Annotated in this window: 22 protein-coding genes and 1 tRNA gene; 13 read left to right on the top strand and 10 right to left on the bottom strand. The window is 68.9% G+C overall.

Translation table 11 applies throughout. The features are described 5' to 3' along the window. Positions 1-46 precede the first annotated feature (46 nt). Positions 47-1,519 (top strand): DHA2 family efflux MFS transporter permease subunit, encoded by a 1,473-nt coding sequence (locus OG933_RS18715; RefSeq protein WP_405627903.1) that lies wholly within the window; start codon positions 47-49, stop codon positions 1,517-1,519. Positions 1,520-1,714: 195 nt separating this feature from the next. Further along, complete coding sequence (locus OG933_RS18710; protein WP_267018882.1) at positions 1,715-2,770, top strand: UDP-N-acetylmuramate dehydrogenase; 1,056 nt, start codon at positions 1,715-1,717, stop codon at positions 2,768-2,770. Positions 2,771-2,808: 38 nt separating this feature from the next. On the opposite strand, the gene OG933_RS18705 is transcribed toward OG933_RS18710, so the two are convergent. Both OG933_RS18705 and OG933_RS18700 read right to left on the bottom strand, forming a co-directional pair. Next, positions 2,809-3,837 carry an adenosine deaminase gene (locus tag OG933_RS18705; protein WP_405627901.1) on the bottom strand — a complete coding sequence of 343 codons (1,029 nt, stop codon included), beginning with the start codon at positions 3,835-3,837 and terminating at the stop codon, positions 2,809-2,811. Positions 3,838-3,967: 130 nt separating this feature from the next. Further along, a complete protein-coding gene (locus OG933_RS18700) occupies positions 3,968-5,194 on the bottom strand; it encodes a pyridoxal phosphate-dependent aminotransferase (RefSeq protein ID WP_362517939.1) in 1,227 nt (408 codons plus the stop codon). A 216-nt stretch (positions 5,195-5,410) separates the two neighbouring features. Between OG933_RS18700 and OG933_RS18695 the strand changes: the two genes are divergently transcribed. The 11 genes from OG933_RS18695 (at position 5,411) to OG933_RS18645 (ending at position 19,596) form a co-directional block, all read left to right on the top strand. Next, a tRNA-Trp gene (locus OG933_RS18695) sits at positions 5,411-5,483 on the top strand. Positions 5,484-5,596: 113 nt separating this feature from the next. Next, positions 5,597-5,884, top strand: coding sequence for a preprotein translocase subunit SecE (gene secE / locus OG933_RS18690; RefSeq protein ID WP_020132677.1), 288 nt, complete (start codon positions 5,597-5,599; stop codon positions 5,882-5,884). 80 nt (positions 5,885-5,964) lie between these two features. Beyond that, positions 5,965-6,810 (top strand): transcription termination/antitermination protein NusG, encoded by an 846-nt coding sequence (gene nusG / locus OG933_RS18685; RefSeq protein ID WP_020132676.1) that lies wholly within the window; start codon positions 5,965-5,967, stop codon positions 6,808-6,810. Positions 6,811-7,004: 194 nt separating this feature from the next. Then, on the top strand, positions 7,005-7,439 hold the full coding sequence (gene rplK / locus OG933_RS18680) for a 50S ribosomal protein L11 (protein ID WP_020132675.1): 435 nt from the start codon (positions 7,005-7,007) through the stop codon (positions 7,437-7,439). An 85-nt stretch (positions 7,440-7,524) separates the two neighbouring features. Beyond that, a complete protein-coding gene (gene rplA / locus OG933_RS18675) occupies positions 7,525-8,250 on the top strand; it encodes a 50S ribosomal protein L1 (RefSeq protein ID WP_020132674.1) in 726 nt (241 codons plus the stop codon). 146 nt (positions 8,251-8,396) lie between these two features. Then, a complete protein-coding gene (locus OG933_RS18670; protein ID WP_362517934.1) occupies positions 8,397-9,320 on the top strand; it encodes a hypothetical protein in 924 nt (307 codons plus the stop codon). Positions 9,321-9,413: 93 nt separating this feature from the next. Further along, on the top strand, positions 9,414-10,235 hold the full coding sequence (locus OG933_RS18665; protein ID WP_362270276.1) for an LppX_LprAFG lipoprotein: 822 nt from the start codon (positions 9,414-9,416) through the stop codon (positions 10,233-10,235). Between the two features lie 295 nt (positions 10,236-10,530). Further along, positions 10,531-11,061: a 50S ribosomal protein L10 gene (gene rplJ, locus OG933_RS18660; protein ID WP_020132671.1), complete on the top strand. Its 531-nt coding sequence runs from the start codon at positions 10,531-10,533 to the stop codon at positions 11,059-11,061. Between the two features lie 111 nt (positions 11,062-11,172). After that, a complete protein-coding gene (gene rplL / locus OG933_RS18655) occupies positions 11,173-11,556 on the top strand; it encodes a 50S ribosomal protein L7/L12 (RefSeq protein ID WP_020132670.1) in 384 nt (127 codons plus the stop codon). A gap of 557 nt (positions 11,557-12,113) precedes the next feature. Further along, complete coding sequence (gene rpoB, locus OG933_RS18650) at positions 12,114-15,599, top strand: DNA-directed RNA polymerase subunit beta (RefSeq protein WP_020132669.1); 3,486 nt, start codon at positions 12,114-12,116, stop codon at positions 15,597-15,599. 97 nt (positions 15,600-15,696) lie between these two features. Beyond that, positions 15,697-19,596: a DNA-directed RNA polymerase subunit beta' gene (locus OG933_RS18645; protein WP_020132668.1), complete on the top strand. Its 3,900-nt coding sequence runs from the start codon at positions 15,697-15,699 to the stop codon at positions 19,594-19,596. Positions 19,597-19,676: 80 nt separating this feature from the next. On the opposite strand, the gene OG933_RS18640 is transcribed toward OG933_RS18645, so the two are convergent. From OG933_RS18640 to OG933_RS18605, 8 genes are all read right to left on the bottom strand, one after another. Further along, the gene (locus OG933_RS18640; protein WP_054238759.1) at positions 19,677-19,937 is read right to left on the bottom strand and encodes a hypothetical protein; all 261 of its coding nucleotides are present in this window, start codon (positions 19,935-19,937) and stop codon (positions 19,677-19,679) included. Beyond that, a complete protein-coding gene (locus tag OG933_RS18635) occupies positions 19,934-20,182 on the bottom strand; it encodes a hypothetical protein (RefSeq protein ID WP_362517927.1) in 249 nt (82 codons plus the stop codon). Before OG933_RS18635 ends, OG933_RS18640 begins: the two co-directional genes overlap by 4 nt. Before the next feature lie 15 nt (positions 20,183-20,197). Further along, entirely contained in the window at positions 20,198-21,097 is a 900-nt protein-coding gene (locus OG933_RS18630; protein ID WP_405627897.1) for a peptidoglycan-binding protein, read from the bottom strand. A gap of 102 nt (positions 21,098-21,199) precedes the next feature. After that, the gene (locus OG933_RS18625) at positions 21,200-21,682 is read right to left on the bottom strand and encodes an ATP-binding protein (protein WP_362517922.1); all 483 of its coding nucleotides are present in this window, start codon (positions 21,680-21,682) and stop codon (positions 21,200-21,202) included. 30 nt (positions 21,683-21,712) lie between these two features. Further along, positions 21,713-22,453: a hypothetical protein gene (locus tag OG933_RS18620; RefSeq protein WP_405627895.1), complete on the bottom strand. Its 741-nt coding sequence runs from the start codon at positions 22,451-22,453 to the stop codon at positions 21,713-21,715. Beyond that, a complete protein-coding gene (locus OG933_RS18615) occupies positions 22,453-23,598 on the bottom strand; it encodes a hypothetical protein (protein ID WP_362517916.1) in 1,146 nt (381 codons plus the stop codon). Before OG933_RS18615 ends, OG933_RS18620 begins: the two co-directional genes overlap by 1 nt. A 36-nt stretch (positions 23,599-23,634) precedes the next feature. Further along, positions 23,635-24,657 (bottom strand): hypothetical protein, encoded by a 1,023-nt coding sequence (locus OG933_RS18610; protein WP_362517913.1) that lies wholly within the window; start codon positions 24,655-24,657, stop codon positions 23,635-23,637. Between the two features lie 43 nt (positions 24,658-24,700). Continuing rightward, entirely contained in the window at positions 24,701-25,888 is a 1,188-nt protein-coding gene (locus tag OG933_RS18605) for a hypothetical protein (protein WP_405627893.1), read from the bottom strand.

Raw genomic sequence — 25,888 nt, 5'->3', positions numbered from 1 at the left:
TAGTCATCAATTACTAACCGAATTTCGACCACCCGCTGGGGGAGCGATGTCAGAGCAGACCGCACGTCGCGGGGGAGCAGTCTGGGCCCTCGTCATCACCAGCGTCGCCGGGTTCATGGCGGCCCTCGACAACCTCGTCGTCACCACCGCCCTGCCGTCCATCCGTGAGGATCTCGGCGGCGGGCTGGGCGACCTCGAATGGACCGTGAGCGCCTATACGCTCACCTTCGCCGTGCTGCTGATGTTCGGCGCGGCGCTCGGCGACCGGTTCGGCCGCCGGCGGATGTTCCTCGCCGGGCTCACCGTCTTCACCGCCGCCTCCGCAGCCGCGGCCATGGCCCCCGGCATCGGCTCCCTCATCGCCGCCCGCGCGGTCCAGGGTGTCGGCGCGGCCGTCATGATGCCGCTGACGCTCACCCTCCTCACGGCCGCCGTGCCCGCCGCCAAGCGCGGAATGGCCTACGGCATCTGGGGCGCGGTCAACGGACTCGCGGTCGCCTCCGGGCCGCTCATCGGCGGCAGCCTCACCGAACACGTGTCCTGGCACTGGATCTTCTGGCTGAACGTTCCGCTGGGCCTCGCCCTGCTGCCGCTCGCCCGGCTGCGCCTCGCCGAGTCCTACGGCACCGGTGCCCCGCTCGACTTCCCCGGCACCCTGCTCGCCAGCGGCGGCCTCTTCGGGCTCGTCTACGGCCTGGTGCGCGGGCCGGCCGACGGCTGGACCAGCCCGCTCGTGCTGACCGGCCTGTTCGCGGGCGCCGTCCTGCTCGTCGGGTTCGTCCTGCACGGGCTGCGGGCCAAGAACCCCATGCTGCCGATGCGCCTCTTCCGGTCCCGCGCCTTCGCCGGGATCAACGCCGCGAGCCTGCTGATGTTCCTCGGGATGTTCGGCTCGATCTTCCTGCTCAGCCAGTACATGCAGGGCGTCCTCGGCTACTCGCCCACTGAGGCGGGCCTCAGGATGCTGCCGTGGACCGGTATGCCGATGCTCGTCGCGCCGATCGCCGGCATCCTCTCCGACCGCGTCGGAGGCCGGCCGGTCGTCGCCACCGGGCTCTTCCTCCAGGCCGCCGGTCTCGGCTGGATGGCCGCCGTGGCGACCGTCGACGCCTCCTACGCCGTCCAGCTGCCCGGTCTGATAGTCAGCGGCATCGGCATGGCGCTGTTCTTCGCCCCGGCCTCCAACCTGGTGATGTCCAGCGTCCGTCCGCAGGAGCAGGGGATCGCCTCCGGCGCCAACAACGCGCTGCGGGAGGTCGGCGGGGCCCTCGGTATCGCGATCATGTCGTCGATCTTCGCGGCGCAGGGCGGCTACGAGTCCGGCCAGACCTTCGTCGACGGGCTGCGGCCCGCGCTGGTCACGGGCGCGGCGGTGGTGGCCCTCGCCGGGTTCGCCACCCTGCTGATACCGGCCCGGCGGCGAACGGACCTCGTGGCGACGGACTCCGAGGCGGGCCCTGAGAAGGGTCCTGACGCGGGCTCCGAGGCGGCGCCCGTTCCGGAGCCCGCCGCCCGCTGAGACACACGGCACACTCACACGGCACACTCACACGGCACACGAAGTGCCCGGACGCGTCCGGCACGCGCGCGTACGGCCCCGTCCACCTCGGCGGGGCTGTACGCGCGCGTGCCGTGACCGGCGAGGGGCGGCTGGAGCGGGCTGTCGAGGGCCGGGCGGGCGGGGCTGTCGGTGGTGTCTCGTAGGCTGGGGCGCGTGCAGGAACTCCACGATGCCCCGCTCGCCCCGCTGACCACCTTCCGGCTGGGCGGTCCCGCCACCAGGCTGGTGACCGCCACGACCGACGCCGAGGTGATCACAGCCGTACGCGAGGCCGACGCCGACGGCACGCCGCTGCTGATCGTCGGCGGCGGCTCGAACCTCGTCATCGGCGACAAGGGCTTCGAGGGCACCGCCCTGCGCATCGCCACGCGCGGCTGCGAACTCGCCGGGACACGACTGGAGCTGGCCGCGGGCGAGATCTGGACCGACGCGGTCGCCCGTACCGTGGAGGCCGGGCTGGCCGGCGTCGAGTGCCTGGCCGGCATCCCCGGCTCGGCGGGCGCCACCCCGATCCAGAACGTCGGGGCGTACGGCCAGGAGGTCTCCACGACGATCACCGAGGTGATCGCGTACGACCGCCGGGCGGGCGAGACGGTCACGCTCACCAACGAGGAGTGCGCCTTCTCCTACCGGCACAGCCGCTTCAAGGCCGACCCCGAGCGCTATGTCGTCCTGCGCGTCCGGTTCGCCCTCGAGGACGCGGACGGGCTGTCGGCGCCCCTGAAGTACGCCGAGACGGCACGCGCGCTGGGCGTCGAGCCCGGGGACCGGGTGCCGCTCGCCGAGGCCCGCGAGACCGTGCTGAAGCTGCGCGCCGGGAAGGGCATGGTCCTCGACCCGGAGGACCACGACACCTGGTCGGCCGGCTCCTTCTTCACCAACCCGATCCTCACCGACGCCGACTTCGCCGCGTTCCACGCGCGCGTGAAGGAGCGGCTGGGCGACGGCGCGGAGCCGCCCGCCTACCCGGCGGGGGCGGGGCACACCAAGACCTCCGCGGCCTGGCTGATCGACAAGGCGGGCTTCACCAAGGGGTACGGCAGCGGGCCCGCCCGGATCTCCACCAAGCACACCCTCGCCCTCACCAACCGCGGCGCGGCCACCACGGAGGACCTGCTGGCGCTGGCCCGCGAGGTCGTGGCCGGGGTACGCGAGGCATTCGGGGTCACGCTGGTCAACGAGCCGGTGATGGTGGGTGCCGGGCTCTAGGACGCGTCCGAGCCGGCGCGTGCCCCGCGCTCGCCGGGCTACGCCAGCCAGTCGTCCACGCCCGCCAGCAGCTTCGCCCTGACGTCCTCCGGCGCCGCCGAGGCCCGTAGCGACTGGCGGGCCAGTTCCGCCAACTCCTCGTCCGTGAAGGCGTGGTGGCGGCGGGCGATGTCGTACTGGGCCGCCAGGCGTGAGCCGAACAGCAGCGGGTCGTCGGCGCCCAGGGCCATCGGCACCCCGGCCTCGAAGAGCGTCCGCAGCGGAACGTCCTCCGGCTTCTCGTACACGCCCAGTGCCACGTTCGACGCCGGGCACACCTCGCAGGTCACGCCCCGGTCGGCGAGCCTCTTCAGCAGCCGTGGATCCTCGGCCGCCCGCACCCCGTGCCCCAGCCGGTTCGCGTCCAGGTCGTCCAGGCAGTCGCGGACGGACGAGGGGCCGGTCAACTCGCCGCCGTGCGGGGCGGACAGCAGCCCGCCCTCCCGGGCGATCGCGAAGGCCCGGTCGAAGTCCCTCGCCATGCCCCGGCGTTCGTCGTTCGACAGCCCGAAACCGACCACCCCCCGGTCCGCGTACCGCACGGCCAGCCGGGCCAGGGTGCGGGCGTCCAGCGGGTGCTTCATGCGGTTCGCCGCGACCAGCACCCGCATGCCGAGCCCGGTGTCGCGCGAGGCCGACTCCACCGCGTCCAGGATGATCTCCAGCGCCGGGATCAGCCCGCCCAGCCGGGGCGCGTACGACGTCGGGTCCACCTGGATCTCCAGCCAGCCCGAGCCGTCCTTCAGGTCCTCCTCCGCGGCCTCCCGCACCAGCCGCTGGATGTCCTCCGGCTCGCGGACGCAACTGCGCGCCGCGTCGTACAGGCGCTGGAAGCGGAACCAGCCCCGTTCGTCCGTGGCCCGCAGCTTGGGTGGTTCCCCGCTGGTCAGCGCCTCGTTCAGCGCGTCCGGCAGGTGCACGCCGTACTTGTCGGCCAGTTCCAGCACGGTGGTGGCCCGCATCGACCCGGTGAAGTGCAGGTGCAGATGGGCTTTCGGCAGCTCAGAGACATCACGTACACGCTCCATTCCAGGATCCTGCCGTACCTTCCGGTCGTCCCGGTAGCGCTTTCCCCGATCGTGGTCTTGCTCGCACAAAGCAACGGGCCGCCTCCCGGGGGGAGACGGCCCGCAGACTGCTCATGTGAGTGGTCCGAACTCAGTCCCTGGCCTCCGCCAGCAGCTTCTGGAGACGGCTCACGCCCTCGACGAGGTCCTCGTCGCCCAGCGCGTACGACAGCCGCAGGTAGCCCGGCGTGCCGAAGGCCTCACCCGGGACCACCGCGACCTCGGCCTCCTCCAGGATGAGCGCGGCCAGCTCGACCGAGTCCTGCGGACGCTTGCCGCGGATCTCCTTGCCGAGCAGCGCCTTCACCGAGGGGTACGCGTAGAACGCGCCCTCGGGCTCCGGGCAGAGGACGCCGTCGATCTCGTTCAGCATCCGCACGATCGTCTTGCGGCGCCGGTCGAAGGCCTCGCGCATCTTCTCGACGGCCGACAGGTCACCGGAGACGGCGGCCAGCGCGGCGATCTGCGCCACGTTGGAGACGTTCGAGGTGGCGTGCGACTGGAGGTTCGTGGCGGCCTTGACGACGTCCTTCGGACCGATGATCCAGCCCACCCGCCAACCGGTCATCGCGTACGTCTTCGCGACGCCGTTGACCACGATGCACTTGTCGCGCAGCTCGGGGAGGATCCCCGGCAGCGAGGTGAACTTCGCGTCGCCGTAGACGAGGTGCTCGTAGATCTCGTCCGTCATCACCCACAGGCCGTGCTCGACGGCCCAGCGGCCGATCGCCTCGGCGTCCTCGGCGTTGTAGACGGCGCCGGTCGGGTTGGACGGGGAGACGAAGAGCACGACCTTCGTGTTCTCCGTGCGGGCCGCCTCCAGCTGCTCGACCGAGACCCGGTAGCCCGTCGTCTCGTCGGCCACGACCTCCACCGGGACACCGCCGGCCAGCCGGATCGACTCGGGGTACGTGGTCCAGTACGGCGCCGGGACGATGACCTCGTCGCCCGGGTCGAGGATCGCGGCGAAGGCGTTGTAGATCGCCTGCTTGCCGCCGTTGGTGACCAGGATCTGCGAGGCGTCCACCTCGTAGCCCGAATCACGCAGCGTCTTCGCGGCGATCGCGGCCTTCAGCTCGGGGAGACCACCGGCCGGCGTGTAGCGGTGGTACTTGGGGTTCTTGCAGGCCTCGACGGCCGCCTCGACGACATAGTCCGGGGTCGGGAAGTCGGGCTCGCCCGCGCCGAAGCCGATCACCGGACGTCCGGCGGCCTTCAGGGCCTTGGCCTTGGCGTCCACGGCAAGGGTGGCGGACTCGGAGATCGCGCCGACGCGGGCGGAGACCCGGCGCTCGGTGGGAGGGGTTGCAGCGCTCATGGCACCCATGGTTTCAGACCGGAAACCGCCCCGGCACACGGGTTTCACGGACTGGTCAGCCGACTGAACATCAGAGTGATTCCGATCAAGGCCGCTTTCCGTTCGACGAGGCGCTCAAGACCACGTACACTCACACGTCGTTGGCCTTCGACAGCCGCGCCCCAACAGGTGCACACCGAGCACCCGGTCGGATGCGGTACGTTGGGGAACACACAAAGGGTCGTAGCTCAATTGGTAGAGCACTGGTCTCCAAAACCAGCGGTTGGGGGTTCAAGTCCCTCCGGCCCTGCTACACACTCCGTCACCAGGATGTGTGCGCAGCGCATGTACGTCCAGCAATGCATCGCCGTGCGGCTCAGACCGGGCGCGGCACGGCCACGACCCGGGAACAGGTGAGGACGAATGGCGGATGCCGTGGGCTCCATCGACACGCCTGATGCCCAGGACGAGGTGCCTGAGGCGCAGAAGAAGACCCGCAAGGGCGGCAAGCGCGCCAAGAAGGGCCCGCTGAAGCGTCTCGCGCTCTTCTATCGCCAGATCGTCGCAGAGCTCCGCAAGGTCGTATGGCCCACGCGGAATCAGCTGACGACCTACACGACCGTGGTGATCGTCTTTGTCGTCATCATGATCGGCCTGGTGACCGTGATTGACTATGGACTCAGCCACGCCGCCAAGTACGTTTTTGGCTGAGCCTAGAGCGAAGGGCGCCGAGGTATCCGGCGCCCCTTTCGCATGTTCCACCCCTATGTATCCAGGAAGAAGCAGCCACCGTGTCTGACCAGAACCTGAACGACGCCATCGAGCCGGAAGAGTCCGTGGACGACGAGCTCGACATCGTCGAGGGCGCGGACGAGGTGGACGAGTTCGAGGCTGCCGAGGCCGAAGCGGGCGAACCCGCGGAGGAAGCCGCACTCCACGTCGAGGACGAGGAAGCCGACGAGGACGTCGAGACCGAGGACGTCGTCGACGAGGCCGAGGAAGAAGAGCCGGCCGAGCCCGTCGACCCCGTTGTCGCCCTGCGCGAGGAGCTGCGCACCCTCCCCGGCGAGTGGTACGTCATCCACACGTACGCCGGCTACGAGAACCGCGTGAAGACCAACCTGGAGCAGCGCGCCGTCTCGCTCAACGTCGAGGACTACATCTTCGCGGCCGAGGTGCCGCAGGAAGAGGTCGTCCAGATCAAGAACGGCGACCGCAAGACCATCCGTCAGAACAAGCTCCCCGGCTACGTGCTGGTGCGCATGGACCTGACGAACGAGTCCTGGGGCGTCGTCCGCAACACTCCCGGCGTCACGGGCTTCGTGGGCAACGCGTACGACCCGTACCCGCTGACCCTGGACGAGATCGTCAAGATGCTCGCCCCGGAGGCCGAGGAGAAGGCCGCGCGTGAGGCCGCCGAGGCCGAGGGCAAGCCGGCTCCGTCCCGCAAGGTCGAGGTCCAGGTGCTGGACTTCGAGGTGGGCGACTCGGTCACCGTCACCGACGGCCCCTTCGCCACGCTCCAGGCCACGATCAACGAGATCAACGCCGACTCGAAGAAGGTCAAGGGCCTCGTCGAGATCTTCGGTCGCGAGACCCCGGTCGAGCTGAGCTTCGACCAGATCCAGAAGAACTGATCCTCCTCTGGAGCACAAGCCTCCGATCAGGTCAGACCACGCTCTCGCTGGGGGCACCTCCCGCTTGCGGGGGACGGTCTGACCTGCTCGGTTTTTGGCCGCGCATGGATACCCGTTATCGTTGTGCGGTATGCCTCCATCCGGATCATCCGGACCGGACGGCTGAAAACTCTCACTAGGACCCGGAGAGAGCAATGCCTCCCAAGAAGAAGAAGGTCACGGGGCTCATCAAGCTCCAGATCAACGCTGGTGCGGCCAACCCGGCCCCGCCGGTCGGCCCCGCGCTCGGCCAGCACGGCGTCAACATCATGGAGTTCTGCAAGGCCTACAACGCCGCGACCGAGTCGCAGCGTGGCTGGGTGATCCCGGTGGAGATCACGGTCTACGAGGACCGCTCCTTCACCTTCATCACCAAGACGCCGCCGGCCGCGAAGATGATCCTCAAGGCCGCTGGTGTCGAGAAGGGCTCTGGCGAGCCGCACAAGACCAAGGTCGCCAAGATCACCGAGGCGCAGGTCCGTGAGATCGCCACGACCAAGCTTCCCGACCTGAACGCCAACGACCTGGACGCCGCGTCGAAGATCATCGCCGGCACCGCCCGCTCCATGGGCATCACGGTCGAAGGCTGATCAGCAGCCCCGTAGCACCTTCGTAGCACCGTGGCAGGGCCTGCTCGGCCCATACCACGACTCCTCAAGACACACAGGAGCAGTAGTGAGCAAGCGCAGCAAGTCCCTCCGCGCTGCGGACGCCAAGATCGACCGGGAGAAGCTCTACGCCCCGCTCGAGGCCGTCCGTCTCGCCAAGGAGACCTCCACGAGCAAGTTCGACGGCACCGTCGAGGTCGCCTTCCGCCTGGGTGTCGACCCGCGCAAGGCCGACCAGATGGTCCGTGGCACCGTGAACCTGCCGCACGGCACCGGCAAGACCGCCCGGGTCCTGGTCTTCGCGACCGGTGACCGTGCTGCGGCCGCGGAGGCCGCGGGCGCCGACATCGTCGGCTCCGACGAACTGATCGACGAGGTCGCGAAGGGCCGTCTGGACTTCGACGCCGTCGTCGCCACCCCGGACCTCATGGGCAAGGTCGGCCGCCTCGGCCGCGTGCTCGGTCCGCGTGGTCTGATGCCGAACCCGAAGACCGGCACGGTCACCCCCGACGTGGCCAAGGCCGTCACGGAGATCAAGGGCGGCAAGATCGAGTTCCGCGTCGACAAGCACTCGAACCTGCACTTCATCATCGGCAAGTCGTCCTTCGACGACACCCAGCTGGTGGAGAACTACGGCGCGGCCCTGGAGGAGATCCTCCGTCTGAAGCCGTCCGCCGCCAAGGGTCGTTACATCAAGAAGGCCGCGATCAGCACCACGATCGGCCCCGGCATCCTGGTCGACCCGAACCGCACCCGGAACCTTCTCGTCGAGGAGGACCCGGCCGCGGTCTGAGCCTGACAGCTCACCCTCAGTCGGTGACGAGCCCCGCAACCTTTCGAGGTGCGGGGCTCGTCCCTTTTGCCGTACGTATCTTTTTCGTACGACTGTCAGTGCTGTGCGTTAGCGTTCAGTGACAGGAATCCATGGGGGTGGGACGAATGAAGCGCACGAACCTGCGCCGCGCGGGCCTCTCGATCGTCGCGGCGGCTCTGCTGACCGGGGTGACGGCCTGCGGCGGCTCCGGCGGCTCCGGTGACTCCGACGGTTCGGGCGGCTCCGGCGGCTCCGGGAAGGGCGGGGACGGCAGCCCCCCGCTCAGCCCCGTCGCGGCCCTGCTCACCGCCGAGAAGTCCACCGACGGCGCCGACTCCGCGAAGGTCGAATCGACCACGACCATGGGCTCCGTGATGTCGATGACCGCGGACGGCGCGCTCGGCTGGGGGGACGGCCTCACCGGCACGCTCACCATCACGTACACCGGCGGCACCATGGCCGACACCATGCGCCAGATGGGCACCACGTCGATGGAGGCCCGCTATCTGCCCGACGCCTACTACGCGAGGATGGGCGACACCTTCGCGGAGCAGGCCGGAGGCAGGCACTGGATCAGATACGCGTACGACGACCTGGAGAGCCTCGGCGGCAGCTCCGGCGCGTATCTGAAGGACCAGATGCAGAACACCACCCCGAACCAGTCGGTGAAGCTGCTGCTGGCCTCCGGGGACGTGCGGGAGGTCGGCGAGGAGAAGGTGCGGGGGCAGCGGACCACGCACTACTCGGGGACGGTCGAGGTGGCGGACCTCGCCGAGAAGAACTCCAACCTCAGCCAGAGCCAGCTCGACGACCTGAGGAAGACGCTGGAGCAGGCCGGCGTCACCACCGAGACGGTCGACATCTGGGTCGACGACCGGGATCTGCTGGTCAAGAAGGTCGAGAAGGGCGAGACCACGGCGGGCGCCTACGCCCAGACCGCGTACTACACCGACTACGGGACCGAGGTCTCCGCCGAGGTGCCTCCGGCGAGCGACACCGCTGACTTCTCGGAGCTGGTGAAGCAGCAGGGGGCGGGTGCCGGCTCGTAAATCACGGGACCTCTCCCGATCCCCTGGGATACCTTCACGGTCTTGCTGTGAACCGGCCATGTGTTCGCTGTATCGGCTTCTGGGGGAAGTTGGATGAGGTCTTCCGTGGGTGTCCTCGGGCTGTCCGCGCTGCTCGTCGCGGGGTGTGGAGCGGCGGGCGGCACGGAGAGCGGGGGTGACTCCGCCGCCGCGGCCGCCGTCACCCGGGCCGCGGAGAAGGCGGAGGAGGCCGTGTCCCTGCGTTACCGCATGACCGGCCGGACGCCGGAGGAGGGCCGCATCACGGCCGAGGCGGCGATCGGCGTCGAGCCGCCGGCCATGAGCCTGAAGTCCACCGTGCTCAGCGGGCCCGACCAGGGCACGGGTGAGTTCCGGCTGGTCGGCGGGGTGCTGTACGTCGGCACCGACGAAGCCGACGAGAACGGCAAGCACTGGATCAAGTTCGGGGCGCCGGGCAGCTCCGACACCCCCAGCGGGATCAAGGTCGACACCGGCACGATGGTGGACCGGGTCCGGGACAACCCCTCCCACGAGGGCGGCTTCCTCGCCGCGGCCGAGGACCTGAAGAAGGCCGGCTCCGAGACCGTCGACGGCGTCCGCACCACCCACTACACGGGGACGGCCACCGTCGACGACATCCGCGCCTCCTACAAGGACGAGGACAAGAGCGTCCGGCAGCGGACCGAGAAGAGTCTCGCCCAGTACGAGAAGCAGGGGGTGGACGAACTCACCATGGACCTGTGGGTCGACGCCGAGGACCGTACGCGGCAGCTGCGGGTGCAGGGCTTCGGACGGCACGGGGAGCTCGACCTCACCCTCACGTTCCGCGACTTCGGCAAGCCCGTGACCGTGAAGGTGCCGGCCGCCTCGGACACCCTGGACATGGCCGAGGAGCTGAAGAAGGCCCGCGACTGAGGCCCGTACCGGCCCCGTACGGGCGGATTTGCTTGACGGCGCCCCGTTCACGTACGCTCCTCGAGAAGCCAAAGACCGCTGGTCGTTGCCGTGCTCTCGCAAGAGGGGGCGGTGGCCGAAGGATCCGCTGCAATGCGGACGACCCGCGCAGGTGTCAGTGGATACGCTCCCGGACCGAAATCCTTCCACGGAATTCGTTCGGTCGAGCTACGCCCCGTGCGCCTGCGCCGGGGCGTTTCGTTTGTCCCAGCCCCTTCTGAGCGGTCCTCATCACCCGGAAGGAGGCCGACGCTCTATGGCAAGGCCCGACAAGGCTGCCGCGGTAGCCGAGCTCGCGGACCAGTTCCGCAGCTCGAACGCCGCTGTGCTGACCGAGTACCGGGGTCTCACCGTGGCGCAGCTCAAGACGCTGCGTCGTTCGCTCGGTGAAGACGCCCAGTACGCCGTGGTGAAGAACACGCTGACCAAGATCGCGGCCAACGAGGCCGGGATCTCGACGCTCGACGACCTGTTCAACGGTCCGACGGCGGTTGCCTTCATCACTGGTGACCCGGTGACGTCGGCGAAGGGTCTTCGTGACTTCGCCAAGGACAACCCGAACCTCGTCATCAAGGGCGGTGTCCTTGACGGTAAGGCGCTGTCCGCCGACGAGATCAAGAAGCTTGCGGACCTCGAGTCCCGCGAGGTTCTGCTCGCCAAGCTGGCGGGCGCCATGAAGGGCAAGCAGTCCCAGGCTGCCTCGCTCTTCCAGGCGCTTCCGTCGAAGTTCGTCCGCACCGCGGAGGCGCTTCGCGTCAAGCTGGCCGAGCAGGGCGGTGCCGAGTAACTCGGCTCGCACTTTGATCGCTGCATGACGCAGCGGTCGACGCGGGCCGAACGTACGCCCGCCGACATGTACATCCGGCACCTGCCGAATTGAATGGAAGGATCGCCCACCATGGCGACGAAGCTGTCCCAGGAAGAGCTGCTCGCGCAGTTCGAGAACCTCACCCTCATCGAGCTCTCCGAGTTCGTGAAGGCGTTCGAGGAGAAGTTCGACGTCACCGCCGCCGCCGCGGTCGCCGCTGCCCCGGCCGGCCCGACGGCCGCCGTCGAGGCCGCTGAGGAGCAGGACGAGTTCGACGTCATCCTCACCGGTGCCGGCGAGAAGAAGATCCAGGTCATCAAGGTCGTGCGTGAGCTGACCTCCCTGGGTCTGAAGGAGGCCAAGGACCTCGTCGACGGCGCTCCGAAGCCCGTCCTCGAGAAGGTCGCCAAGGAGGCCGCTGAGAAGGCCGCCGAGTCCCTCAAGGGCGCCGGCGCCTCCGTCGAGGTCAAGTAACACCTCCCGGTCGGCGACGACCGGACGCGAAGGCTGAATCAGTCCCTCCGGGGCTGTAACGCTCACGCACCGAAGAGCGATCATCCATCTGGGTGGTCGCTCTTCGGCGTTCCTGGGAGCGTGACCACGGTTGCCTTGCACCTGCTTGACCGGGGGGTATGGTGATCTTCATCGTGTCTCCAGCGGCCGAGTTCGCGCAGGGGGGCCTTGACGAACCGCACGCAGCGCGCAATTCTCAGGACGCGTCGTCACAAGGATCCGAATCCGAGGCATGGATCGACGGCGAAGAGGGCAGTATCACCGTGCGTTGAGGGCTAGCAGACCGAGGGCGTTGAGAACTACGAGGGTCTCCAGAAACCCGCACTGGACATCAGTGTGCCAAGTGGCTACACTGACCCTTTGCGCTGCCTGTTAGCTGTTCCCTGCCCGTCACCAGGGGCATGCCCTCACTTGAGCCGGACGACCAGACAATCCCCCACCTGGGATTTCTGTCTCTGCGCGCAGGATGAGGAGCCGGTACGCGCGTAGTGAGTCCGAGCCCTCGGAAGGACCCCCTCTTGGCCGCCTCGCGCAACGCCTCGATCGCGAATACGAACAACGCCGCCAGCACCGCCCCGCTGCGCATCTCCTTTGCAAAGATCAGGGAGCCCCTCGAGGTTCCGAACCTTCTCGCGCTGCAAACCGAGAGCTTTGACTGGCTGCTCGGCAACGACGCCTGGAAGGGTCGCGTCGAGGCCGCCCTGGAGTCCGGTCAGGACGTCCCCACCAAGTCCGGTCTGGAGGAGATCTTCGAGGAGATCTCGCCGATCGAGGACTTCTCCGGGTCGATGTCGCTGACCTTCCGCGACCACCGTTTCGAGCCTCCGAAGAACAGCATCGACGAGTGCAAGGACCGCGACTTCACGTACGCGGCCCCGCTCTTCGTGACGGCCGAGTTCACCAACAACGAGACCGGCGAGATCAAGTCCCAGACGGTCTTCATGGGCGACTTCCCGCTCATGACCAATAAGGGCACCTTCGTCATCAACGGCACCGAGCGTGTCGTCGTGTCGCAGCTGGTCCGTTCGCCGGGTGTCTACTTCGACTCCTCCATCGACAAGACGTCCGACAAGGACATCTTCTCCGCCAAGGTCATCCCGTCCCGGGGTGCCTGGCTGGAGCTCGAGATCGACAAGCGCGACATGGTCGGTGTGCGTATCGACCGCAAGCGCAAGCAGTCCGTCACCGTCCTTCTGAAGGCTCTCGGCTGGACCACCGAGCAGATCCTCGAGGAGTTCGGCGAGTACGAGTCCATGCGCGCCACCCTGGAGAAGGACCACACCCAGGGCCAGGACGACGCGCTGCTCGACATCTACCGCAAGCTGCGTCCGGGCGAGCCGCCCACGCGTGAGGCCGCGCAGACGCTGCTCGAGAACCTCTACTTCAACCCCAAGCGCTACGACCTGGCCAAGGTCGGCCGCTACAAGGTCAACAAGAAGCTCGGTGGCGAGGCCCCGCTCAACGCGGGTGTCCTGACCGTCGAGGACGTCATCGCGACGATCAAGTACCTGGTGAAGCTGCACGCCGGGGAGACCGAGACGGTCGGCGAGTCCGGTCGCTCGATCATGGTCGAGACCGACGACATCGACCACTTCGGCAACCGTCGTATCCGCAGCGTCGGCGAGCTCATCCAGAACCAGGTCCGCACGGGTCTGGCTCGTATGGAGCGCGTCGTGCGTGAGCGCATGACGACCCAGGACGTCGAGGCGATCACGCCGCAGACCCTGATCAACATCCGGCCGGTCGTCGCCTCCATCAAGGAGTTCTTCGGCACCAGCCAGCTGTCGCAGTTCATGGACCAGAACAACCCGCTGTCGGGTCTGACGCACAAGCGTCGTCTCAACGCCCTCGGCCCGGGTGGTCTGTCCCGTGAGCGGGCCGGCTTCGAGGTCCGTGACGTGCACCCGTCCCACTACGGACGCATGTGCCCGATCGAGACCCCCGAAGGCCCGAACATCGGTCTGATCGGTTCGCTCGCCTCCTACGGCCGCGTCAACGCGTTCGGTTTCGTCGAGACGCCGTACCGCCGGGTCACCGACGGTGTCGTCACCGACGAGGTCGACTACCTGACGGCCGACGAAGAGGACCGGTTCGTCATCGCGCAGGCCAACGCCACGCTCGACGACGACCTGCGCTTCACCGAGAACCGCGTCCTGGTCCGCCGCCGTGGCGGCGAGGTCGACTACGTCCCCGGTGACGACGTGGACTACATGGACGTCTCGCCGCGCCAGATGGTGTCGGTCGCGACCGCCATGATCCCGTTCCTCGAGCACGACGACGCCAACCGTGCCCTCATGGGCGCGAACATGATGCGTCAGGCCGTGCCGCTCATCAAGAGCGAGGCCCCGCTCGTCGGCACCGGCATGGAGTACCGCTCCGCCGTCGACGCCGGCGACGTGGTCAAGGCCGAGAAGGACGGTGTGGTCCAGGAGGTCTCCGCGGACTACATCACCACGACCAACGACGACGGCACGTACATCACGTACCGCCTGGCCAAGTTCTCCCGGTCCAACCAGGGCACCTCGGTCAACCAGAAGGTCATCGTCAACGAGGGCGACCGGATCATCACCGGTCAGGTCCTCGCCGACGGCCCGGCCACCGAGAACGGCGAGATGGCCCTGGGCAAGAACCTGCTCGTGGCGTTCATGCCGTGGGAGGGTCACAACTACGAGGACGCGATCATCCTGTCGCAGCGCCTCGTGCAGGACGACGTCCTCTCCTCGATCCACATCGAGGAGCACGAGGTCGACGCCCGTGACACCAAGCTCGGCCCGGAGGAGATCACCCGGGACATCCCGAACGTCTCCGAGGAGGTCCTCGCCGACCTCGACGAGCGCGGCATCATCCGTATCGGTGCCGAGGTCGTCGCCGGTGACATCCTCGTCGGCAAGGTCACGCCCAAGGGTGAGACCGAGCTGACCCCGGAGGAGCGCCTGCTGCGCGCCATCTTCGGTGAGAAGGCCCGTGAGGTCCGTGACACCTCGCTGAAGGTGCCGCACGGCGAGATCGGCAAGGTCATCGGCGTCCGCGTCTTCGACCGTGAGGAAGGCGACGAGCTGCCGCCGGGCGTGAACCAGCTGGTTCGGGTCTACGTGGCGCAGAAGCGCAAGATCACGGACGGTGACAAGCTCGCCGGCCGTCACGGCAACAAGGGTGTCATCTCCAAGATCCTGCCCATCGAGGACATGCCGTTCCTCGAGGACGGGACCCCGGTCGACATCATCCTCAACCCGCTGGGTGTGCCGTCCCGAATGAACCCGGGACAGGTGCTGGAGATCCACCTCGGCTGGCTCGCCAGCCGCGGCTGGGACGTCTCCGGTCTCGGCGAGGACTGGGCGCAGCGGCTCCAGGGCATCGGCGCCGACCAGGTCGCCCCGGGTACCAACGTGGCCACCCCGGTCTTCGACGGTGCGCGTGAGGACGAGCTCGCGGGCCTGCTGAACCACACCATTCCGAACCGCGACGGCGAGCGCATGGTGCTCCCGACCGGTAAGGCGCGGATGTTCGACGGCCGTAGCGGTGAGCCGTTCCCGGACCCGATCTCGGTCGGCTACATGTACATCCTGAAGCTGCACCACCTGGTCGACGACAAGCTGCACGCCCGCTCGACCGGTCCGTACTCGATGATCACCCAGCAGCCGCTGGGTGGTAAGGCGCAGTTCGGCGGTCAGCGCTTCGGTGAGATGGAGGTGTGGGCGCTGGAGGCTTATGGCGCCGCGTACGCCCTCCAGGAGCTGCTGACGATCAAGTCCGACGACGTCACCGGCCGCGTGAAGGTCTACGAGGCCATCGTCAAGGGCGAGAACATCCCCGAGCCTGGCATCCCCGAGTCCTTCAAGGTGCTCATCAAGGAGATGCAGTCTCTCTGCCTGAACGTGGAGGTGCTGTCCAGTGACGGTATGTCCATCGAGATGCGCGACACCGACGAGGATGTCTTCCGCGCTGCGGAGGAGCTCGGCATCGACCTGTCCCGGCGTGAGCCGAGCAGCGTCGAAGAGGTCTGACGGGAGTTCGGCAGGGCTCACGACGTTGAGCCCTGCCGGCCCCGGGACCCCCGTATCAGACCCTAAGACTTACAACCCTGAGAGGGATTGACGCATAGTGCTCGACGTCAACTTCTTCGACGAGCTCCGGATCGGTCTGGCTACCGCTGACGACATCCGTCAGTGGAGCCACGGCGAGGTCAAGAAGCCCGAGACCATCAACTACCGCACGCTCAAGCCCGAAAAGGACGGACTCTTCTGCGAGAAGATCTTCGGTCCGACCCGGGACTGGGAGTGCTACTGCGGCAAGTACAAGCGTGTCCGCTTCAAGGGCATCATCTGTGAGCGCTGCGGCGTCGAGGTGACCCGCGCCAAGGTGCGTCGTGAGCGGATGGGCCACATCGAGCTCGCCGCTCCCGTGACGCACATCTGGTACTTCAAGGGTGTCCCGAGCCGTCTGGGCTACCTGCTCGACCTGGCTCCCAAGGACCTCGAGAAGGTCATCTACTTCGCGGCGTACATGATCACGTACGTCGACGACGAGCGCCGGACGCGTGACCTGCCCTCGCTGGAGGCGCACGTCTCCGTCGAGCGTCAGCAGATCGAGAACCGTCGTGACGCCGACCTCGAGGCCCGTGCCAAGAAGCTCGAGACCGACCTGGCCGAGCTCGAGGCCGAGGGTGCCAAGGCCGACGTGCGCCGCAAGGTGCGCGAAGGCGCCGAGCGGGAGATGAAGCAGCTGCGCGACCGCGCCCAGCGCGAGATCGACCGTCTCGACGAGGTGTGGGCCCGCTTCAAGAACCTCAAGGTCCAGGACCTCGAGGGCGACGAGCTGCTCTACCGCGAGCTGCGTGACCGCTTCGGCACGTACTTCGACGGTTCGATGGGTGCCGCGGCGCTGCAGAAGCGTCTGGAGTCCTTCGACCTCGACGAGGAGGCCGAGCGCCTCCGCGAGATCATCCGTACCGGCAAGGGCCAGAAGAAGACCCGTGCGCTCAAGCGCCTGAAGGTCGTCTCCGCGTTCCTGCAGACCAGCAACAGCCCCAAGGGCATGGTGCTGGACTGCGTGCCGGTCATCCCGCCGGACCTTCGCCCGATGGTGCAGCTGGACGGTGGCCGCTTCGCGACCTCCGACCTGAACGACCTGTACCGCCGTGTGATCAACCGGAACAACCGCCTGAAGCGGCTTCTCGACCTCGGCGCGCCCGAGATCATCGTGAACAACGAGAAGCGCATGCTCCAGGAGGCCGTCGACGCCCTCTTCGACAACGGTCGTCGTGGTCGCCCGGTCACCGGTCCCGGTAACCGCCCGCTGAAGTCCCTCAGCGACATGCTGAAGGGCAAGCAGGGTCGATTCCGTCAGAACCTGCTCGGCAAGCGTGTGGACTACTCCGCGCGTTCCGTGATCGTCGTCGGTCCGCAGCTGAAGCTGCACCAGTGCGGTCTGCCGAAGGCGATGGCGCTGGAGCTCTTCAAGCCGTTCGTGATGAAGCGCCTGGTCGACCTGAACCACGCGCAGAACATCAAGAGCGCGAAGCGCATGGTGGAGCGCGGCCGCACGGTCGTGTACGACGTCCTCGAAGAGGTCATCGCCGAGCACCCGGTTCTGCTGAACCGTGCGCCCACCCTGCACCGCCTCGGCATCCAGGCCTTCGAGCCGCAGCTGGTCGAGGGCAAGGCCATCCAGATCCACCCGCTCGTCTGCACCGCGTTCAACGCGGACTTCGACGGTGACCAGATGGCCGTCCACCTGCCGCTCTCCGCGGAGGCGCAGGCCGAGGCCCGCATCCTGATGCTGTCCTCGAACAACATCCTGAAGCCCGCCGACGGCCGTCCGGTGACGATGCCGACCCAGGACATGGTCCTCGGTCTGTTCTTCCTCACCACCGACGGCGAGCTGCGTGACACCAAGGGCGAGGGCCGCGCGTTCGGCTCCACGGCCGAGGCGATCATGGCGTTCGACGCCGGTGAGCTCGCGCTGCAGTCGGCGATCGACATCCGCTTCCCGGTGGGCACCATCCCGCCGCGCGGCTGGACCCCGCCGGCCCGCGAAGAGGGCGAGCCGGAGTGGCAGCAGGGTGACACCTTCCGCCTGCGGACGACCTTGGGCCGCGCGCTCTTCAACGAGCTGCTGCCCGAGGACTACCCGTTCGTCGACTACTCGGTGGGCAAGAAGCAGCTCGGCGAGATCGTCAACGACCTCGCGGAGCGCTACCCCAAGGTCATCGTGGCGGCGACGCTCGACAACCTGAAGGCGGCCGGCTTCTACTGGGGCACCCGCTCCGGTGTCACCGTGGCCATCTCCGACGTCGTCGTCCCCGAGGCGAAGAAGGCCATCGTCGCGGGCTACGAGGCGCTGGACGAGAAGGTCCAGAAGCAGTACGAGCGCGGTCTGATCACCAAGGAAGAGCGCACGCAGGAGCTCATCGCGATCTGGACCAAGGCGACCAACGAGGTCGCCGAGGCGATGAACGCGAACTTCCCCAAGACGAACCCCATCTTCATGATGGTTGACTCGGGTGCCCGAGGAAACATGATGCAGATGCGGCAGATCGCCGGTATGCGTGGTCTGGTGTCGAACGCGAAGAACGAGACCATCCCGCGTCCGATCAAGGCGTCCTTCCGTGAGGGCCTGTCCGTGCTGGAGTACTTCATCTCCACGCACGGTGCCCGTAAGGGTCTGGCGGACACCGCCCTGCGTACCGCCGACTCGGGTTACCTGACCCGTCGTCTGGTGGACGTCTCGCAGGACGTCATCATCCGCGAGGAGGACTGTGGCACCGAGCGCGGTCTGAAGCTGCGGATCGCCTCGCACGACGAGGCCGGCGTGCTGCGCAAGGCCGAGGACGTCGAGACCAGCGTCTACGCCCGCATGCTCGCCGAGGACGTCGTCATCGACGGCAAGGTGATCGCGCCGGCCAACGTGGACCTGGGCGACGTGCTCATCGACCAGCTCGTGCGCCACGGTGTCGAGGAGGTCAAGACCCGCTCGATCCTGACCTGTGAGTCCCAGGTCGGCACCTGCGCCATGTGCTACGGCCGCTCGCTGGCCACCGGCAAGCTGGTCGACATCGGTGAGGCGGTCGGCATCATCGCCGCCCAGTCCATCGGTGAGCCCGGTACCCAGCTGACGATGCGTACCTTCCACACCGGTGGTGTGGCCGGTGACGACATCACCCAGGGTCTGCCGCGTGTCGTCGAGCTCTTCGAGGCCCGTACCCCGAAGGGTGTCGCCCCGATCTCCGAGGCCCAGGGCCGCGTGCGGATCGAGGAGACCGAGAAGACCAAGAAGATCGTCATCACGCCGGACGACGGCAGCGACGAGACGGCGTTCCCGATCTCGAAGCGCGCCCGTCTCCTGGTCAGCGAGGGCGAGCACGTCGAGGTGGGCCAGAAGCTCACCGTGGGTGCCACCAACCCGCACGACGTGCTGCGCATCCTGGGTCAGCGTGCCGTCCAGGTCCACCTGGTCGGCGAGGTCCAGAAGGTGTACAACTCGCAGGGTGTGTCGATCCACGACAAGCACATCGAGATCATCATCCGGCAGATGCTGCGCCGGGTGACGATCATCGAGTCCGGCGACGCCGAGCTGCTGCCCGGCGAGCTCGTCGAGCGCTCGAAGTTCGAGGTCGAGAACCGTCGTGTGGTGCAGGAGGGCGGTCACCCGGCCTCCGGTCGTCCGCAGCTCATGGGTATCACCAAGGCCTCGCTGGCCACGGAGTCCTGGCTGTCGGCGGCGTCCTTCCAGGAGACGACCAGGGTGCTGACGGACGCGGCGATCAACGCCAAGTCCGACTCCCTGATCGGCCTCAAGGAGAACGTCATCATCGGTAAGCTCATCCCGGCCGGTACGGGTCTGTCCCGCTACCGCAACATCCGGGTCGAGCCGACCGAGGAGGCCAAGGCCGCGATGTACTCGGCCGTCGGCTACGACGACATCGACTACTCGCCGTTCGGCACGGGCTCCGGCCAGGCCGTTCCGCTGGAGGACTACGACTACGGTCCGTACAACCAGTAAGGCGTACGTCTGAAGTACTGAAGGGCGGTCACCCCGTTGCGTACGGGGTGGCCGCCCTTCGGCATGTCCGGCGACCTGGGCTAGCGGCCGGTCAGCTCCCAGGCGGTGACGGCGACCGTCGCGAGGGCGGCCAGGGCGCCGATGCTGGCGAGTGGCCAGCGGGAGCGTTCCAGGGCGTCGAGGCGCTGTTCGTGGTCGGCGATCTGTTTGTCGGTCTGGTCGCTGCGCTGGACCAGCAGGGCGAGCGAGCCGTCGACGCGGGCGAAGCCGGCCTCGACGGTGCCGCGCAGCCGCTCCAGTTCCAGGGCCACGGCGGCCGGGTCGGAGAAGGGTTCGTTCACGCGTCGCTCTTTTCGCTGGGCCTTGCGCCGGCCGGGGTGTCCGTGCGCAGCCACGAGGGCAGCAGGGTCTGTACGGCGGGCAGGGCCATGACCCTGGTCACGCCGGCGGCGGCGGTGAGCGCCGCGGCGGCCCAGGGCAGGGTGCCGGGGATGCCGGCGGCGTCGACGGCCGTCGGCAGCAGGACACACAGGCCGACAGCGGTCTGGAGAACGGTACGGAGGGTGCGCTTGGCGGCCTCTGACATCGGGAGCCTCGATTCTCAGGAGCTGTGGGGGACCTTCAGCGCCGCCCAGGACTTGGCGCCCGGCCAGCCGTCGGCGGAGGAGCCGGTGTAGCCGAGCTTGCGCTGCCACTTGGCGTAGGAGAGACGGTCGGCCTCGGTCCACTGCGGGCCGGGTCCGGAGGTGTAGGCGGAGCAGCCGACGGCGACCAGGCGCTTGCCCAGCGCGGTGACGATCGCCGACTTCGGGTTCTTCCGGAACCAGGCGGCGCCGGGGAAGGGCTGGTACTGCGGCTTGCTCGTGCCGGTGCCGGTGCCGGTGCCGGTGCCGGTGCTCGGGGTGGTCGGCCTGCCCAGCCGGGTCGCGACCCTGGCGCGGAAGTCGGCCATGGTGAAGCCGCGCGGGTCGATCTTCGTGCTGGTCCACTCCTTGTGGCCGATCACGGAGGCGGCCGACCAGCCGTGCGCCCGGCACAGCGCGGCCGAGGCGCGGACCATGGCTTCCAGCTGGACCGCCGGCCAGGGGTCCTTGCCGTCGCCGAGGTTGACGCACTCGAAGCCGTAGAAGTGGACGTTGCCGTCGGTGTCGTTCTCGTTCGGCGCGGGCAGCGCCTTCTCGGCGATGACGGCCTTCAGGACGTCACCGTCGCCGCTGCCCGCGTGGTTGGCGCGGCCGTTGCCGACGAGGTGGACCGTGCCGTCCTTGGCGATCACGCCGTGGCAGAGGGGGCCAGGCAGGGCGGAGTGGCCGTCGAAGCACAGGCTCACGCTGTTGCCGGTGCCGGAGGTGACGGTGTGGTGCACGATCACTCCGTTGACCGGGCCCCAACTGCCCTTGTGGTTACGGTTGTTGGTGCGCCAGTCGGAGTGCTCGACGACGGTGACGCCCTCGGCCCGCAGTGCGGACACGAGGGCGTCGGCGGAGAGGGGGTTGGCCATGGTGGTGCCTCCCTGGGGAGTGTTCGGGCATGAGAAAACCCCGGCCGGCGGGGGAGCGGCTCGGGGTGGCGGGGGTGGTTCTTCGTGCTACGTGCGGTGGCCTCAGACCATGGCGGGGTCGGCGTCGGCGTCGGTGCTGGTGCTGGTGCTGGTGCTGGTGCCGGCGTCGGCCTCGGTGGGGGTGCCGGGGTCCGGGGTGGTGCCGTCGCCGTCCTCGGCGCCGTCGTCCGGCTGCCACCGGGCGCACAGGGCGACGTAGGCCGCCGCGTTGCTCGCGAAGTCGGTCAGGGCCTCGGCGACCGCTCGCTGGACGGCCGTCGGGTCGGGGACGACCGGGTCCGTGCCGACGGGCATGATCGTGATGCGGCCGGTGCCGCGCAGGACCGCGCCGCCCTCGCCGGTCTCGGTGAACTGGGCGGTGACGTTGACCGGCGAGTAGGTCCCGCTGATCGAGTCGGGGCCGATGACCGAGCTGAGGCTGGTGTCGGAGACGTTGACGTGGATCGTGTGGCCGCTCTCGGTGAGGGTGGCCCGGCCCGCGTAGTCGATCGCGAGGCCCCAGGGCTGGGTGGGGTCGATGTCCATGGACGCGCTGCCTTCCTGTGGTGTCGGGGATCAGCTCTGGCGGCCGTGCATGAGGACCGGGGTGGCGTGGACGGTGCCGGAGGCGCTGGTGACGATGGCCTGGATCTCCACCTTGACCGTGGTGGTGTACACGGAGGAGAAGGTGGTGCTGATCAGGTCGGTGTAGTCGAACTCGGTGCCCGCGGCGACCGTGGGGCCCCACTGGGCGCTGTTCACCAGCACCCGGACCTGGCCGGCCGCGCCGGAGCTGGCCGCGGTGCTCAGCCGCAGCCGCATCTTCGGCTGCCAGACCGGGTTGTACGACAGCGCGATCGTCGTCCAGGCCGTCGAGGCGGTCTGCGGCCAGCGTGCCGTCGCCGAGTCCTGCGGGGGCAGCATGGCCAGCCAGGGCCGGGCCAGGCCGCCGCTGTTGACGTCGTCGGAGAAGATCTCCCGGTTTCCGTTGTCGTAGATCCGCAGCGGCTGGAGCGAGCCCGCACTGCCGTCCCCGTTGAACAGGGTCATGGCGAGGCTGCCGGTCTGGCGATGGATCTCCAGGCCGTACTCGGCGTCCTTCCACGAGCCGACCCGGAACATCGTGTCGGTGCTGCCGGGCCGCTGGACGAGCAAGGTGCCGCCGTCGGTGACCTTCAGGGTGCCGTCCTTGATCTCCACCTCGCCGCCGGTGATCGTGTTGAGGGCGGGGCGGGTGTTGACGGCGGTGGACAGCTGCTGGATGCGGCGTTCCATCTGGGTGAGCCGGTCGATGATGTCTTCGGGGAGCTGGGGCATCAGGCGTCCTCCAGGTAGAGCTCGGCGGTGTCGGGGCGGCCGCGCTGGGCCGGGCTGACCTTGACGCCGATGATCCGGTAGCGGGCGTCCAGGCCCTCGGTCCACCACTCGTCGGTGATCCGGAGCCGGACGGTGCGGCCCAGCAGCGCCGACGGCACCAGGTCGTCGAGGCGGACGCTGATCTCGGGGATCACCACGGCCCCGGTGCCCTCGGCGAGTTCGGCGTTGGCCAGGGACCGCAGGATCGTCGTGCTCGCGATGTCGTTGTGGTCCGAGGCGAGGTCGACCCGCGGATAGCCGACCTTGATCAGGGCTTCGCCGTCGGGGATGTCGGCGTCGGCGAACAGCGGACGGGACTCGACGGCCTGGTTGGTGTTGTCCGTGGCGCCGCGGGCGCGGGCGGTGGTCCCGCCGCGGGTGGCGTCGCGCGGGAAGGTGTACGACAGGATCGTGCCCGGCCGGTCCATCACCAGGTCGGTGCTGCCGGTGGTGATCTTCGGGCTGCCCAGCCGCAGCCGGCGGACCCGGGTGCCAGTGACCGGGTCGCGGTAGACGGCGATGTAGTGCTCGAAGCCGTTCTCCAGAGCGGCCAGGGCGTCGATCGCCTCCAGGTAGACGGTCTCGTCGCCGTCGCGGTACGACACCGCGCGCGTCACCCCGGAGAGCTCCTGCCCGAAGGTGACGCCGATGTCGCCGCCGGTCGGCAGCGCGGGCGTGCCGTCGTCGACGAGCTCGCCGGTCTGGAGGTGGCGCCACAGCCGCCGCGCCACCTCCAGCTGGTCGTTGCTCCCGGAGAAGGTGAGGTCCTGGCGGATACGGCGGCGGCCGGCGTACGACTCGAAGGTGGCCGCCTGGATGCCGAGGGTGAGTACGCCCCGGTCGTCGCTCTGCAGGGTGGACGTCCAGATGATGCCGCCCCACCACAGGTCGTTGCCGCGCTGGAGGTAGACCGCGGTGCGGCCCTCCTCGATGCGGCGGACGCGGGCGGCCACCTGCGCGTTGGGGACGGGGACGGTGCCGGAGAGAGATCCGGCCTTGCCGATGTAGTCGTCGACGGTGACGTCCCGCAGGGGCAGGATGTCGATGGTGTCGTCGGTGCGCAGATCGCAGAAGATCGCGCGGTAGGGGGTGGTGGTCGTGGACATACGGCGGTCAGCTCCCAGGGCCGTGTCGGTCGGCGCTCACAGCACGAAGCAGGCGGAGAAGCGCAGGACATTGCCGACCTGGATGACACCGCTGGTCGACCAGGTGATCAGCTGGACCGAGCCGTCGGCGGCGATCCGGACGGCGCCGTCGGCGAAGCCGTCGCTCGCGGAGGCGTAGGTCTCGACGACCGGCCGCCAGCCGGCCGGCAGGGCACAGATCAGCTCGTCGCCGACGTTGCCCGGGTTGGTGGTGCCGGCGGCCGTCGCGGTGAGGGCGCTGGTGAGGCGGGTGAGGCCGACGGTGAACGAGCAGACGCCGCGCGTGCGGCGGGCGCCGAACCACGACAGCGACCAGTTGCCCTGGGCGGTGACCCCGGTGTTGGTCGTCTCCACGACGAGCGGCGGCTGGTAGTCGGCCCAGGCGGTGCCGGACCAGCGCTGGATCACGCCGCCCAGGTCCCGGTACTGGCCGGGGTAGGCGCCGTTGGAGGTGTCCGTGGTCACCGGGAGGATGCCGCCGACGCCGACCGTGGCGGTGCGGCGGCCGAGCAGCGCCGAGGCCCAGGCGATGCCGCCGGTGCCCGCGCTCGCGTTGGCCGGCACGGTCACCTCGTACAGCGGAAGCGACAGGCCGGGCACCGCCGGTACCGTCGGGGCCGCGGCCGGGGTGCCCGGGACGATCTCGACGACGGCCTCGGTGCGGCCGAGGCCGTCGTAGGCGTCGTCGTAGATCCGCAGGACGAGCAGGTCGATGCGGGTGTACTGGGCGTTGCCGTCCGCGAACGTCACGGGCAGGTACTCGGTGAGGGCGACCGGGTAGGCGCCCCTGGCGTCGGTGCTCTGGAGCACGGCACGGCCGGGGCTGACCGTGGCGGACATGCTGTTCGCCGTGCCGGTGAGCGTGAAGCCGGAGATGCGGGAGGCGCCGTCGGAGGAGCCCGGCAGGACACCGGAGCGGGTGGCGACGGGCGAGGTGGGGGTCAGGGCGCCGAGCGAGACGAGGCGGGTGTCCTCACGGGACTGGCCGTCGGGGGAGAGCCATCCGGAGCGCACGGGCATGGTCGACTCCTTTCGGGAGAACGGGAGGGAACGGGACGGTGGTTCAGGCGATCGGGTCGACGCGCAGGAAGATGTTGTCGAACGCGCAGGTGAAGCTCGCGTTGCTCGACCGGTGCATCGCGGTGACGGTGTAGGTCGAGCCGGCGGTGAGGGAGTTCAGGCGCAGCTGGGTCGACGTCGACTTGGACACGGCGCCCGAACCGGACGCGCCCCGCTCGTCGTCCGCCGCCCAGATCACCGTGGAGCCCAGCGTGACCTGCGGGGACATGTGGGCCTGTGCGGTCTCGCCGCCCGAGGACATCCGGGCGCCCAGGCCGATGATCACGGAGCCGGACGGCGGAGCGGTGAAGGTGAGCGTGAGCGCCGTGACGGTGGTGGAGGCCAGGGCGGCCGTGTACGTCGTCGAGGCGGTGGTCCCGGCGTCCAGCGACTGCACGAAGACGGGCCCCGGAACGGCCGGCTGCCAGGCGCCGCCGTTCCAGCGCTGGAGCTGGCCGAGCGAGGAGTCGCGGTACTGGCCGACATAGCCGCCGGTCGTCAGCACCCCGGCCGGGACGAGTCCGCCGACGCCCTTGGGGTAGGGCACCCAGGCAGTGGAACTCCAGCGCTGGAGCGTGTCGTTGACGTCCCGGTAGTGGCCGGGATAGCCGCCGGGCGCGGTGTCGTCGGAGCGGGTCGGCAGGATGCCGCCGAGCGGGACGGTGGTGGGGCGCAGATCGACGCGGGCGCTGTCCCAGTCGATGCCGCCGCTGCCGGCGCCGGCGTTCTTGGCCACGGCGACGGTGAACAGCACGAGGGAGGCGTCCGGGGCGGCGGGGGCGACCGGGGTGGCGGCCGCGGTGCCCTTGACGATCTCGACGGCGGCCTCGGTGCGGTCGGAGCCGTCGTAGTCGTCGTCGTAGACCCGCAGGACGACGAGGTCGACGCGGCCGAACTGGGGGTCGCCGGCGTCGAAGGTGAGCGGGACCGGTTCGGTGACGGCGACCGGGTAGGCGCCGCGGGCGACGGACGTCTGGACGACGGCCCGGCCCACCCCGACGGTGGCGGTCATACCGCCGGTGGTGCCGTTGAGCCAGAGTCCGGTGACCCGGTACAGGCCGTTCTCGGAGCCGGGCAGGACACCGGAGCGGCCCTTGATGTCGGTGACGGGGGTGACCGCCCCGATCTGGGTGACCCGGGTGTCCTCCCGGGTCTGGCCGTCGGCCGACAGCCAGGCGGAACGTACGGTCAT

Origin of the sequence: Streptomyces sp. NBC_00016, assembly GCF_045040885.1 — a bacterium.
GTDB lineage: Bacteria > Actinomycetota > Actinomycetes > Streptomycetales > Streptomycetaceae > Streptomyces > Streptomyces coriariae.
The sequence above is the reverse complement of the archived record's forward strand: the minus strand, read 5'-3'. Positions and strand labels throughout refer to the sequence as shown.